This window comes from Halomonas sp. A3H3, assembly GCF_000982975.1.
GTDB lineage: Bacteria > Pseudomonadota > Gammaproteobacteria > Pseudomonadales > Halomonadaceae > Vreelandella > Vreelandella titanicae.
On record NZ_HG423343.1, the window covers coordinates 3,505,210 to 3,517,801 of the forward strand.

10 protein-coding genes are annotated in these 12,592 nt (G+C 55.1%); 4 read left to right on the forward strand and 6 right to left on the reverse strand.

Annotation, left to right across the window (positions count from 1 at the left end):
• Together tnpC and HALA3H3_RS15610 are read left to right on the forward strand one after the other, a co-directional pair.
• The coding region (gene tnpC, locus HALA3H3_RS15605) for an IS66 family transposase (RefSeq protein ID WP_199105081.1) at positions 1-1,543 on the forward strand (1,543 nt) is incomplete at its 5' end.
• Positions 1,533-1,802: a hypothetical protein gene (locus HALA3H3_RS15610; protein ID WP_022519664.1), complete on the forward strand. Its 270-nt coding sequence runs from the start codon at positions 1,533-1,535 to the stop codon at positions 1,800-1,802. The genes tnpC and HALA3H3_RS15610, both read left to right, overlap by 11 nt.
• 105 nt (positions 1,803-1,907) lie before the next feature.
• Here the strand turns inward: HALA3H3_RS15610 and HALA3H3_RS15615 are convergent, their stop codons facing one another.
• The 3 genes from HALA3H3_RS15615 to HALA3H3_RS15625 form a co-directional block, all read right to left on the reverse strand.
• Positions 1,908-3,707: a GGDEF domain-containing protein gene (locus HALA3H3_RS15615; protein ID WP_022522524.1), complete on the reverse strand. Its 1,800-nt coding sequence runs from the start codon at positions 3,705-3,707 to the stop codon at positions 1,908-1,910.
• 246 nt (positions 3,708-3,953) lie between these two features.
• Complete coding sequence (locus HALA3H3_RS15620; protein WP_022522525.1) at positions 3,954-5,006, reverse strand: SPFH domain-containing protein; 1,053 nt, start codon at positions 5,004-5,006, stop codon at positions 3,954-3,956.
• 2 nt (positions 5,007-5,008) lie between these two features.
• A complete protein-coding gene (locus HALA3H3_RS15625; RefSeq protein WP_022522526.1) occupies positions 5,009-5,503 on the reverse strand; it encodes an NfeD family protein in 495 nt (164 codons plus the stop codon).
• A 177-nt stretch (positions 5,504-5,680) separates the two neighbouring features.
• Between HALA3H3_RS15625 and HALA3H3_RS15630 the strand changes: the two genes are divergently transcribed.
• Positions 5,681-6,397: a trimeric intracellular cation channel family protein gene (locus HALA3H3_RS15630; protein ID WP_082116921.1), complete on the forward strand. Its 717-nt coding sequence runs from the start codon at positions 5,681-5,683 to the stop codon at positions 6,395-6,397.
• 10 nt (positions 6,398-6,407) lie between these two features.
• Here the strand turns inward: HALA3H3_RS15630 and HALA3H3_RS15635 are convergent, their stop codons facing one another.
• Positions 6,408-9,419, reverse strand: coding sequence for an AsmA family protein (locus HALA3H3_RS15635; protein WP_022522528.1), 3,012 nt, complete (start codon positions 9,417-9,419; stop codon positions 6,408-6,410).
• Positions 9,420-9,528: 109 nt separating this feature from the next.
• Between HALA3H3_RS15635 and HALA3H3_RS15640 the strand changes: the two genes are divergently transcribed.
• The gene (locus HALA3H3_RS15640) at positions 9,529-10,242 is read left to right on the forward strand and encodes a DUF3581 family protein (RefSeq protein WP_009288206.1); all 714 of its coding nucleotides are present in this window, start codon (positions 9,529-9,531) and stop codon (positions 10,240-10,242) included.
• A gap of 45 nt (positions 10,243-10,287) precedes the next feature.
• Here the strand turns inward: HALA3H3_RS15640 and HALA3H3_RS15645 are convergent, their stop codons facing one another.
• Both HALA3H3_RS15645 and HALA3H3_RS15650 read right to left on the reverse strand, forming a co-directional pair.
• The gene (locus HALA3H3_RS15645; RefSeq protein WP_022522529.1) at positions 10,288-12,012 is read right to left on the reverse strand and encodes a potassium/proton antiporter; all 1,725 of its coding nucleotides are present in this window, start codon (positions 12,010-12,012) and stop codon (positions 10,288-10,290) included.
• Between the two features lie 93 nt (positions 12,013-12,105).
• Complete coding sequence (locus tag HALA3H3_RS15650) at positions 12,106-12,531, reverse strand: hypothetical protein (protein WP_022522530.1); 426 nt, start codon at positions 12,529-12,531, stop codon at positions 12,106-12,108.
• Positions 12,532-12,592 lie beyond the last annotated feature (61 nt).

Below are 12,592 nucleotides of genomic sequence, written 5' to 3' on the forward strand. Positions count from 1 at the left end.
TCAGCTGACGCATCAACTGGACTGGTTCAAAAAGCAGCTGTTCGGTCCCAAATCCGAGAAGCAGGTGTTCGATCTTCCCGGGCAGGACAGCTTGTTCCAGCCAGAGGAAGCGCCGCTACCGGCGCCGCCTGCTGACGAAGAAGAACGCCCCATCAAGGCCTATCAGCGTGGCACCGGCAAGAAGCAGCGCGACGATGGCTGCCTGAACGACACCGGTCTGCGCTTTACCTCTGATGTGCCGGTGGAAGTCATAGAGTATCTGCCGCCAGAGCTGACAGGGCCGGAGGCCGATCAGTACGAAGTAATCGGCAGTAAGACCACCTACCGGCTGGCCCAGCGGGCCTCCAGTTACGTGGTGCTGAAGGTGGAGCGCCCGGTGTTCCGGCGCAAGGGGAGTGACAAGCCCATCACCACGCCGGCCCCGTTCAACGTGCTGGACAACAGCCTGGCCGATGTCAGTCTGCTGGCCGGGTTGCTGGTGGACAAGTTCCAGTTCCACCTGCCGCTGTACCGTCAGCACCAGCGCATCCAGCAAGCCGGTATCACAATCAGCCGCAGCACCCTGACCAATCTGGTCAAGCGCGTGATCGACCTGCTTCGGCCCATTGTGGATGCCCAGACCGACAACGTGCTGCGCAGTCGGGTGCTGGCCATGGATGAAACGCCGATCAAGGCCGGTCACCAGGGTCGGGCGGGCCCGCAAAAAGGCAAGTTGAAATCCGGCTGGTTCTGGCCGTTATACGGCGATGCCGACGAGGTGGTGTTCACCTACTCGAACAGCCGTGGGCGTGCCCACATCGAAGCCATCCTCAGCGAATCGTTCAACGGCACGCTGATCAGTGACGGCTACGCGGCCTATGCCCGCTACGCTGCTGCCCAAGAGAACGTCACCCACGCCCAGTGCTGGGTGCATAGCCGCCGTTATTTTATCGAGGCGCAGAAGGATCACCCGGAAACCGTCACCGAGGCCCTGCAACGAATCGCAGCGCTGTACCGGAATGAAGAAACCATCAGAACCCACGGGCTGACTGGCGAGAAGAAACGTCAGTACCGGTTGGAACACTCGAAACCGGTCGTTAGCGGCTTCTTCCAGTGGTGCCGGGATCAGTTGGCGTCAGGCGGCCTGGTGCCGAGCGATCCACTGACCAAAGCTCTGAACTACGTGCTCAGCCGGGAAGCCAGCCTGAGCGTATTCCTGGAAAACCCAGACGTGCAGCCAGACACCAACCACCTCGAGCGGGCACTACGCCCCATTCCCATGGGCAAGAAAAACTGGATGTTCTGCTGGACTGAATTGGGGGCGGAACACCTGGGCATCATCCAGAGTCTGATCAGCACCTGCAAGCTGCACAATATTACCCCCTACACTTACCTGGTGGACGTGCTGCAACGCATCAGCCAGCATCCGGCCAGTGACGTCAGCGACCTGACGCCTCGTCTCTGGAAAACCCGGTTCGCCGAGAATCCGCTACGGGCGCTGATCGATCCACGCCATCCTGACCGACAGAACAAACAGCCGGAGGCCACCGTTCATGCGCATTGACGACATGAGCATCGACCAGTTGCTGGAACTGAATCAATACATCTGCCGGCGAATTGATGAACTGCGTGACCGGGAGAACCTCCAGGCGCTGAGCCAGTTGCGGGTGGGCCTGAAAGTGACCTTCGAGAGCCGGGAAGGCCCCGTGCTGGGGATTGTCACCAAGATCAACCGCAAGAGCGTGATCGTGCTGGATGAGGATGGCAGGAAGCAGTACAAGGTCTCGCCGGAGTTATTGAGACCTCTCCGGGACGTGAAGTAGGTCAACTACGTCTTGGAATGAACGCTTACCCTCGGCAGGGCGTTGCTTGATGTCCATCCGGTGCGGGATCTTGCCTAATCCCGCCCGCTTCGCCAACATGAGTTGTTATTGCGGCTGTTGCCTACCGAGCATAAATCCCTGCTCTTCAAGTGTCTCTTCCCATACTACACAGCGGTTACGGCCGCTGTGCTTGGCTTGATAAAGCGCTTCATCGGCAAGGCGCAGCAATTTCTTAGGGTCTTGAGTGTGATCAGGATATGTTGCGACACCGCAGGAAAGCGTGATTTTCCGCAGAGAAGAGCCTTGATGAATAAATGCCTGATGAGCAATGGATGTTAACAGCGCCTTTGCGCGCGTCTCGGCAGCGATTCGGGAGGTAGCAGGTAGCAAGGCAACAAATTCTTCGCCCCCAAAGCGACAGATCACATCCAAATCTCTTAAGTGGTGCCGCAATAACAGGGCGATTTCGACCAGCACGGCATCTCCTGCGTCATGACCAAAATCATCGTTAATCTGTTTGAAGTGATCCACATCCAGCATTAGCACGGAGAGTTGACTGTCATGCTGCTTAGCTCGCTGGCAATGGTGCTCGAATGCCGTGTCGAAATGGCGACGGTTGTGCAAGCCTGTTAATGGGTCTTTGCGTGAGAGCCCTTCCAGTTCTTGAACTAACCGGTCGAGGTCGGCGGTTCGCGCCGCCACCTGCTGCTCTAGAGTCTCATTGGCCATGGCAAGTTGTTGCTGTGTATGCCGATAGTGCCACAGAAAAATAGCCGCGTTCGCTAAAGAAAAAGCCAGTGTGCCGTAGCTCAAGGGCACACTGCGCCAGCCCACAAAGCCGTGGGCGACCACCATATCGGCGAGTAGCAGCGGGGCAAAAAAAGTAAAACTCACTACCAGAAGCCGTTGTTCAAGGGTGAGCTTTTGAAAGCGCATGAGCGCAAGTGCCAGCATTATGGGGAGCGTTAAGGCCAGCATGACATCAAAGATGGGGAAGGTTAATGAAAGGCTCAGCACTCCCAATTGAACCAAACCAATCGCCAGCACCAGATACACCAAGTGAATAACCCAAAGGAGAGTTATCCAGCGCTTAACGGTGCCCTCCAACCAATAGCTGAGTAACAACCCCAGTGCCACCGGCAGGGTGTAGTAACTGGCTGCTCGGAGTGTGTCCCAGGTCAATGGCTCATCGGCAATGAGTTGACGGGCTGGGGTCTCCGCAAGCAGCATTAGCCCTGAAGCATAAGCAAACAACGCAATAGACCCAAAACCACGGCGTTCGGGACCTATTAACGCGAAAATGGTGGCCAGGATAGCGAGCACCAATACCAAAGCACTCACACCGAGATCCTGAGCAGATTCATGGATAATTTGCTTTAAAACCTCAATGCGTTCCATTACCTGGACTTGGCCCCATAAGCCAATACTGGTGTAGTAAGAGTAAAAGCGAAAGGTAAGCGTCTGACCGGCGGCATTTTCTGGTAGGTCTATCATGTGCCAGGGCCAGCCCGCAAAATCGCCTTTTCCCTGTTCGTCAAATTCACCATATTGATAGATCAGTTCATCGTCTAGATAAACTTGCCCAATCAAATTGATACTGGTGATAAAAAGTACTGGATCGTTCCAATCACCGGCGGGCACTGTCGTACGTAACCAGAGGTGTTCGTGCCCGTTGCGGCCAGGTGGGTTCGAAGGGGAGTCAATCGACTGCCACTCTGTCGAGTCGCTTTGCAGCCATTGAGGATGGCTATCGGCATCGTAAGGAGAGTCGCCCCAGCGATACTCCCAATTATGGAGCGGTTTGGGAGAGGTATCAGCTAGTAGGTAGCCTGAATATGCCAACAGTAACGCAAGCGTTAAGAGCAGTAGAGTGCTTCGGCGAATGGCGAACCCACTAGGCGGCATGGTGAACGTCCTAATCTCTTGGTCGCGATCTTGCTATTAATAAGTGCTACATAGGGGCCATCATTAACGACGCTACGTGCACAATAAAAGTGAGGCTGAGCATTAAGCGTAGAGTTTAACGAATATGAACCTTACGTAGGTGATGTTTTCTTCAACGGTTGCTAGCGGTTAGCTTCCTGCACTTAACCCAAAAGCCTGGCTACTCGGGCCAGGCTTTGCAAAGCATATAAATACTCAAGTACGTTTTTAGTTACCGCTAGCGGCTCCGCCTACCAGCCCACTGCGAAAATCACTGTCACTGTGATTACGGCTTTTAAGGTGGTTTGCGACAGTATCTTCTGGTGAGCCGGCCATTTCGCGGAACATGCCCATTGAGCCAAGCAGAGCAGAGGACTCGTAGGGTACGAATACTCGCTCACCATTCTTCGCCATATTGGGTAGTACCTTGATATAGCTCTGGCCCAGCAGGTAGCCCACTACGGTGCGCTTATTCTCTTCACTATCGCCAATGGCACTAAGCACCAGTTTAATAGACTCCTGCTCACCCTGGGCACGTAGAATGGCCGACTCTTTGTCACCTTGAGCGTTGAGGATCGAGGATTCACGTTGGCCCTGGGCCATGGCAATCGCCGCTGATTTTTCCCCCTCGGCCTCGGTGACGGTGGCACGGCGCTTACGCTCGGCGGCCATTTGCAGGCGCATAGCGGTTTCCACCTCTTCCGGCATGGCAATATCCTGTACTTCGACACGGGAGATTTTGACCCCCCACTTGGAAGCAGGCTCTTCCATCGCGGCCTGAATCTCATTATTCACTTCCGCACGGGATTCAAACAGTTTATCCAGTTCCATTTTACCAACCACTGAACGTAGCGTGGTTTTCGCCAGTACTTCGACGGCCTGGCTCATATTCTCTACCTCATAGACGGCCCGCTTGGGGTCGATGATTTGGTAGTAGAGCGCGCCATTGATACGAACGGTAACGTTATCAGTGGTGACGACCGGCTGACCGGGGAAATCCATCACCGTTTCGCGGCGGTCAATGCGGGTTTCGTCGGTGGTGATAGCGTTATAGTCCTCACCCATTTTGCGATAGCGCAGCATGGTGATCGCGCGGGGTTGTTCGATAAATGGAATGATGATGTTAATGCCGCTTTCTAAAACGCGGTGAAAAGAACCTAGGCGCTCAACCACCATTACTTCCGATTGGCGAATAATAATTAGGCCTTTAGAGATGATCAGTACTGCGATCACGACAATAATGAGGCTTATTAATAAGCCGGGGCTTATAGGTAGATCCATGGTTAAGGCTCCTTGCGTTGGGAATTGTCATCTTGAAAGGCTGTGTCTTCAGGCTGATGTAATGTGACTAGCGCAGTGGTGCCTTCAAATCGTTTAAATATGACCAGCGTACCGCTGGGTAGCTCGGTTTCACCGCTTTCAAGTACGCGCAGGCGGTAGAAATCGCCGTTGACTTTAATGCCCGTGGCATCATCAAAATCCCGGCGTAGAGTAGTGTAGCGATTACCTTTTTCCACACCTGTGCCTGTTGTGCCATAAGCAATGCCGCGGGGGGAGAAGCGCGGGCGAATGACCATAATGCATATTGGCAGCAGTACCCCGGTAAAAATAGCCATGCCAAGCAGTTGCCAAGGAAGCGTTAATCCTAGCGCTGTAACGGCCGCTGTTAGCGCAGCGGCAATACCCAGCGCTAGCAGCACCATCGCGCCAGAAGTCAGCTCTGCCAAACTTAATAGTAAGGCGAGTACCAACCAGCTATAAGCCGGGCTCCAGTCCATAGCAGTGTTACTCCGTCGTGAATGCAAGTGTTAATGACAATTCGGTCAGCGTAACCTAATTATGTGAACTTATCTTGCTTAGGTCGCAAGCGTGTTTTTGGGTGCGAGCATATCCTCTGAAGGGTGCTATCCTGCCTGCCTTTAAAGATAGCGAGCATAAAAAAGGAGAAGGGCGTGTTGTCGGGCGTGGTCTATTGGCTGGATATGGCGGGTGTCATCGTGTTCGCGCTTTCGGGCGTGATTTTGGCGTGCCGGTCGCGCATGGATCCTATAGGTATGCTGGTGCTGGCAGCGGTGACCGGCATTGGTGGAGGCACGCTGCGTGATTTAGTGCTCGGTGTAAGGCCGGTGTTCTGGGTGACGGATCCAACCTACCTGTGGGTGATTTTAGCCACCGTAGGTGTGTCGTTGATGGGCTTCCACTATATCCACCGCCTGTCGCGGGGCTTTTTACCGATCGCTGATGCGTTTGGCTTGGCACTGTTTACTGTGATTGGGACTCATAAAGCACTGTTGCTGGGCACGTCTGGAACGGTAGCTGTCTTGATGGGCATGATGACCGGCGTAGCAGGCGGCATGATACGTGATGTATTGGCCCAGCGAGTGCCCATGGTGCTTCGCGAAGAAATTTATGCGACGGCAGCGATGGCTGGGGGAATCGTTTACGTGGCGCTGCATGCCCTGGAGGCGCCGCTAACCATGGCGATTGGCGCCTCACTAAGCGTCACCCTCGGGCTGCGTTTGGCGGCGATCCATTGGCACTTGGCGTTGCCGGTGTTTGCCTGGGTCACGGTGCCGCCGAAAACCCATGATGAGGCGGCAGCACCGCTCTCGACACCGCAAAAGGCTAAAGAGCGGGTGAGGATGATTCGCCGTGAGCGCAAAAAACGCTAATCATTAGAGACTAATGATTAAGGGAGCGGTTCGTCTCCCGCCAGCGGTCAAACCAGCGGCGGGGTTGAATAACATGCAAGGTTGGTTCGCTGTCCTCAAGTTCAACCCCTAATCCAATCACGCCAAGGTGGGCATAGAGCGCGCCGTTTGCGCTGCGGTCTGCCAGAGCGACATCGGAAAGCAGCAGCAGCGGGCCACCAGCGAGCGTCAAGTCGCTAAGGCTGATCTGCTTGCCGCTGATCTCTAGCTGCGCCGTGCCCTCGATATCGTGCACATTTAGCAGTCGCCCTAACCAGTCGCTATCCCTTGCGCGTGCGAGAAATAGCCGGGCGAGTAAACCGGTATCGCGCATCTCAAGGCGGAGCTGGCTGACGAGACGAATAGGGTCTTCCCACGCCAATTGCGCATCCAACATGGAAAGCGTTACCCACCAACCGGCATCGGCAGAGCCATTTTCACTTTGTCGGCTAACGTTCTCCAAGCGTAAGAATGAGTCATCTGCGTTAAAACGACGCGTTTCCAGGTCGCCGTCGGTTAGGTGTAAGTCGAGATGAACGTCGCCGCGAAGCTGCTGATCCAACAGCACTAACTCTGCGCCGAAGGCGCGCAGAGTTAGTTCGCCCTGTGCATTTAATCCTTCCAACAGCCACTCGCTTTCCAGGCTGGCTTGCCCATCCAGCAACCTAACACCCGCGCCTTCGGGCAGGTAGCGGTTGTAACGGGTGAAGTCGGGCACCTCGGTAATCGGCAGCGCGATGCGCGTGGTGAAGTGCTCGGGCTGTGGAGATTCAAGCACATCGCTAAAGCGCTCGGTTTGCGTGGTGAGAGCAAAGTGGCGTCCTTCCAGGTGCGGGCTATCATCGCCTTGGCGACTCAAGGCAAAGCGGGGGATGCCAAGCGAGAGCTGGGCCCGCTCGGTGCTATCCAACTGGGCGGTGAGCTCGCCCCGTCCGGTGGCGAGATAATCTAAAAACGTGACTTCTAACTGGTCGGCGTTGACCCGCAGCCGAGTGGGTGCCAGCAAGCGGTTATCGCGAAAGGCGCCCTGAGAAAAGAGTTGTCCTTCACCCGCGATGGCTAAACCGTGGGCGTCAGGCAAAAACGCATTTAAAAAGCCTAGCCGTTGCACGCTTCCCTCGAGTGAAAATTGCCCGCTTGGTACGTCACCTCTGCGTTGAAAGCGACCATCATTTAGCACCAATATGCTCTCTAAGCGTTCGCTCGGTTGGTCGATATCGGCCACTTGCCAGCTCAACCGGGTGCCGCTGATGTTCAGCGTTGAGCCATCCATTGCTGCCTGCTGAATAGGCAGGAAAAGCTGCATATCACTGGTTAACGTGCCGACTTGTTCGCCATGTTGCCAGCGTGTGGTAAGCCCGTTTCCGGCTAAATGTACCTCTCCGCTGAGCTGTTTTGACGCCATGGTGAGCTGGCCGTGGCTGGCGGCTTTCCCGCTAAGCAACTGCAGTGGCGCGGGGTCAGGTAAAATGGCGCCTAAGTAGGTTTGTAAAACGCTGATATTAGGCAGTTGCGCGGATTGCCAGCTCAATGTCGCGGATGCTTCTTCGCGGGCCTTTTCTGGATCAGCTGGGCTCGATGCCGAGACGTTGATAGCGGCATCGTCAAGCAGCAGACGCTCCTGGTGGTGCAGCGTGGCGTTGGCAAAGTAAAGCGTTGCTTCGATAATTTCTTGTGGCGTTAGCTGGGCATCTAATGAGCCGCCACCTCGGGCAATGAAGCCACGCGTATCTGCCATCAACTCAGTTGCTTGAATACTTAGTTGGGCATCAAAAAGGCGCGATTGGCGAATGCTGGCAGAGGCCTCAATTTGCCCATGGCCGGAAAGACTGATGCCTTCCAGTTCAGAGTTCTCACGTTCAGAATCCTGTCCTTCAGAACTCTCTCCTTCAGAACCCCGTTCTCCTATACCGGGCGAAAGATATCGATCCAGCATATCCAGGCGGGTGATATCGCCTTGCAAGGCGAGTGTCGCTGAGGTGGGAAGGTCGAGTTGATCCAGTCGCTGATTAGGAATTTGGGTCGCAAGGCGTAGCTCGGTATGCTCTGCGTAAGGGTGCGTGTCGGCTAGCTCAACATCGGCCAGCTGCGTTGAAAAATGCAGTTGATCGTTCTCAACCGACAAGCGCACTTGGCCCTCGCCCGTAGCCGTGTGACGAGGCGGAGGGGTATCCGCCAGTATCCAGCGCGGCGAGTCAGTCGGCGCATGTAAACGTTGCTCATCAATCGCTAAGCGTAGCAGGGGCGCGTTCAGTATAAGCTTGCTGCCGGGCTGTAATTCTCCTGCGGTGAGCTCCAGTGCTCCAGTTAGCGCCCCGCGCCCCTCAAGGGTTAGCCAGGGCAGGGTGCCTAGGTAGGGCATAAAGACATTCCAGGCATCCGCCTGGGCATCCAACTGAAGCTGTGCTGAGAGCGCTGCTAGTAGGTTGGGGTTCAGCTCGCCGCTGGTAGCGTCGACAGGAGTTATCGAATTGAGCGTTGCATCAGCGTTAAGGTTAATATCACGCACTAAGGTCTCTTGATCACTCAAGCGAACTAAACGACCATTGGTAATGGCGAGGGAAACGTTAGGAATCGCTAGGGTGTCGCGACTTAGCGTGGTCTCCGTTACCTGCAACTGGCCGTCAGCTTCAAGCGCGATGTCACCAACGGTCAGGCGGCGAATACCCTCGGCATCGAGTGTGTCGATATGCAGTTCGCCGCGTAATAGAGCCATTAGCGAGAGCGAAAGGGTGGCGCGTTCGGCTTCAATTGAGATGGGCAGTGCTTCATCTTCACGAGCGAGATAGAGTCCCTCTACTTCCCAGCGGCCTGGGTGGCGGCTAACGCCTTGCTCCCAGCGGATGTCGATGCCCTCGAATTGTGAAATGCGCTCGGGCAGCCACTGGCTGTTAAGCAGCCAATAGCTGCCCGCCACCCAGGTAAAGAGGATAAACAGTAGGCCAACCAACGCCCTTCGCAGCAGGCGAGGTAGGCGATTTTTACGAGTGTTCGCGTCTGACATAGTGGCTTCCCTAGCAGATAACTCCTGTTGGGACGTGTTTTATGGCATTATGCGCGGCGTTGGGCAGTGACGGGTTTTCGATTTCAACGCTAGGCAGGCAACAAACGCCATGTTCAAGGATTTTTACGCGCAGCGCGGAGAGTATGTAGTGATCTCCGCAGAGCAGGCCAGTCGCTTCGCCAAAGGCGTGGCGGGTGACTACAACCCTATTCATAACCCGGATGCACGCCGTTTTTGTGTGCCCGGTGATCTACTGTTTGTACTGATACTCACAAAGTTTGGGTTGTCGCGGCAAATGGAATTTCGCTTCACCAACATGGTGGGCGCTGATACGCCGCTTAAGTTTAGCGAAGCAGACAACGGTGCACTTCACGTCTGTGATGAGAGCGGCAAATGTTACTTACAGGTGGTGCGTAGTGGTGACATTACCCACGATCCTGCGGTGGTGGAAGCCTTTGCGCGTTGCTATGTCGCGTTTTCAGGCAAAAACTTTCCGCACTATCTCAAACCGCTGATGGAAGAGCACGGGGTCATGTTTAACCCCAAACGTCCACTGGTGATCTACGATAGCATGGGGTTTTCACTCGAGCGTTTGGATGGTTTTGCACCGGGCTTGACGCTGAATCACTCTTCGCTGGAGGTTCACGGTAAACGCGCCGATGCACTGCTGGAGTTCTCTATTGAGTCCGCCGGGGAGGCCGTAGGGGTGGGTTCCAAAAAGCTCGTAGTGAGCGGCCTTTGTGACTATGACGCCGATGAAATGGCCGCTATTGTAGAAGAGTTCTATCGTCTCAAGGCCGCTTACGAGACGGCCTCGACTTGAACACTGGTACTTAGCCTCTTGCGAGGCTAAGTATGGATAAGACGCTTATTGGTCAGGCTTGTCCTGCACCGTCAAGCCAACCGTGGTAATACGGCCACCGAGTGTCGCCAGTACCGCCAGCATGATGCCATCGAGCTGAAGTGAGTCGCCTATCTCCGGTTGGCTGGAGAGTGTATTGCGCAGCAGTGCATCGAGAGTCGTCTGGCCATCCTCTCCTTCGATCAACACGCCATACGAGTGGCGTAAATCGTCTATCCTTGTACTGCCCTTGAGCTTTAGCTCCTGATCGGGCAGCTCGTCACTGACCACGCCCACCGCATCTGAAAAGACACAGTCGATAAACGGCCTCGTCTCGGGACGCAGCACCACGCACAGGTGATCGCCAGCCATTAGCTCTGTCGAGCCTCGCGGGGGAATTACGTCCTTACCCCGGGTAATCATCGCGACGACCGTCGTATCGGGTAGTGCCATTTGTGAAAGCCGCCGACCCGCTGCGCGTGGATGGTCGCTCAGGGTGTACTCCACAATATCGGCATCTACCTCTTCCAGCGCGGTAATCTCAAGGCTGGCCGCCGGTACCGCTGGCGGTTTTTCAGTCAATCCCAGCTTGCGGGCCACCACTGGCAGAGTGGTGCCCTGGATGGTTGCCGAGATCAGCACCACGAAAAACACCACATTGAAGATTAATTCTGCACCCTCCAGCCCAAACATCAGCGGAAAAATAGCCAGGATAATAGGGACGGAGCCACGTAGGCCTACCCAGGCCACTAAACTGGCTTCACGGGCATTGAAGCCGAACAGTTTCATGACCGGCAACACGGCGATTGGCCGGGCAACCAAAATCAGTACCGCAGCAATCACCAGCCCTTCCAGCCATACATCCAGCAGAGACACCGGGTTTATCAGCAGCCCCAATACCACGAACATCACGATCTGGCTTAGCCAGGCGAGCCCATCATGAAACAGGAATGTGCTGCGCTGAAAGGCGATACGGTGGTTGCCAATGAACACCCCGGTCAGGAAAATGGCCAGGAATCCGCTCCCCCCTGCGTTGGCTGAGATACCAAAGGAAAGGAAGCCACACGCGGCCACCATTACCGGGTAAAGGCCCGAGGCCACCAGATGGATGCGGTTAATGATCTTGACTGATGCCCATCCTACGCCAAGCCCTACCAGGCCCCCTACGCCCATCTGCATGACGAAAAGCTCAAGCAGCCCCATGCCTGGTTTCATGCCATTGACCAGCACTTCCAGCAACCCGACGGTAAGGAAAATAGCCATCGGGTCGTTTGAGGCGCTTTCGATCTCTAGCGTGGATTTCAGTTTTTTATTGATATGTATGCCGGCGTTTCTTAACAGCGAAAATACCGCTGCGGCATCTGTGGAGCCCACGATAGCCCCTAGCAGCAGGCCTTCCAGCAGCGGTAAGTCGAGAATGTAGGCGGCTGCCACGCCGGTGATTAGAGCCGTGATCAACACCCCGAAAGTGGCGAGCAGGGAGGCGGGTTTCCAGACTTTTCGAATCGATGAGGTAGGCGTTTGAAGCCCGCCGTCAAAGAGGATCATTGCCAGCGCCAGCGTGCCTAGGGCATGTGCCCCCGCTGGGTTGTCGAAGGCGATCCCTCCAATACCACTCTCACCGGCCAGCATGCCAATGACCAAGAACAGAACCAGGACAGGTAAGCCAAGGCGGGCAGATAATTTGCTCGATACAATGCCCACCAATATCAAAATCGCAGCAAGTAAAATGAGCTTGTCAACGGGAAACATAAACGGAGAACCCTTCTAAAAAGGTACTGATAGTTTGAATGGCAGCGTGTCTCTAAAGCGGTGCCACTAATGAATAACTGAACAACTACGTAGTTAGCTCTTTGCGAGGATAGGCGGTGCCCGACCGGGGGGAAGAAGGAGGGCACAGCCGCTGGTGTCGTTTGAAACGACACGGCCAAGAATTGCCTGGCGGGAGATAGCTGAATGCAGCGAGGCGAAAAAGCTAACGGGAGGGGGATCGTCGGCTGACCATTTGATGGCCTTCAAAAGCTCTTTATCTACCTGCCGCTTGGTGGCAGCGTTTCTTATTCGTAGCTTGGTGGGGAGTGGCGCGAAAGCGTAGTGACTCGAAAGACTTTTCAGGCTTTCATCGGTCTGTTGCAGCTCGGTGAAATGTGGCTTGTAAAACTGTTCGACGGCACCCGATAGCAAGACCAGAAAACAGCCCAGAAGCAGGATCTGGGATGCCCAGAGAGGCGCATGCCCGACGTTTTTACCATCACCATCCCTTTGCTGCATCGGGTCTTCCTTGAACAAGCCAGCTATGTATCTGTTATACCTTAGGTGGGGTTGGTTTGCA

Coding starts and splice junctions, on each gene's coding strand:
- HALA3H3_RS15635 (WP_022522528.1), bottom strand. CDS start 9,419: ATGTCAGACGCGAACACTCGTAAAAATCGCCTACCTCGCCTGCTGCGA.
- HALA3H3_RS15610 (WP_022519664.1), top strand. CDS start 1,533: ATGCGCATTGACGACATGAGCATCGACCAGTTGCTGGAACTGAATCAA.
- HALA3H3_RS15625 (WP_022522526.1), bottom strand. CDS start 5,503: ATGGACTGGAGCCCGGCTTATAGCTGGTTGGTACTCGCCTTACTATTA.
- HALA3H3_RS15640 (WP_009288206.1), top strand. CDS start 9,529: ATGTTCAAGGATTTTTACGCGCAGCGCGGAGAGTATGTAGTGATCTCC.
- HALA3H3_RS15650 (WP_022522530.1), bottom strand. CDS start 12,531: ATGCAGCAAAGGGATGGTGATGGTAAAAACGTCGGGCATGCGCCTCTC.
- HALA3H3_RS15645 (WP_022522529.1), bottom strand. CDS start 12,012: ATGTTTCCCGTTGACAAGCTCATTTTACTTGCTGCGATTTTGATATTG.
- HALA3H3_RS15615 (WP_022522524.1), bottom strand. CDS start 3,707: ATGCCGCCTAGTGGGTTCGCCATTCGCCGAAGCACTCTACTGCTCTTA.
- HALA3H3_RS15620 (WP_022522525.1), bottom strand. CDS start 5,006: ATGGATCTACCTATAAGCCCCGGCTTATTAATAAGCCTCATTATTGTC.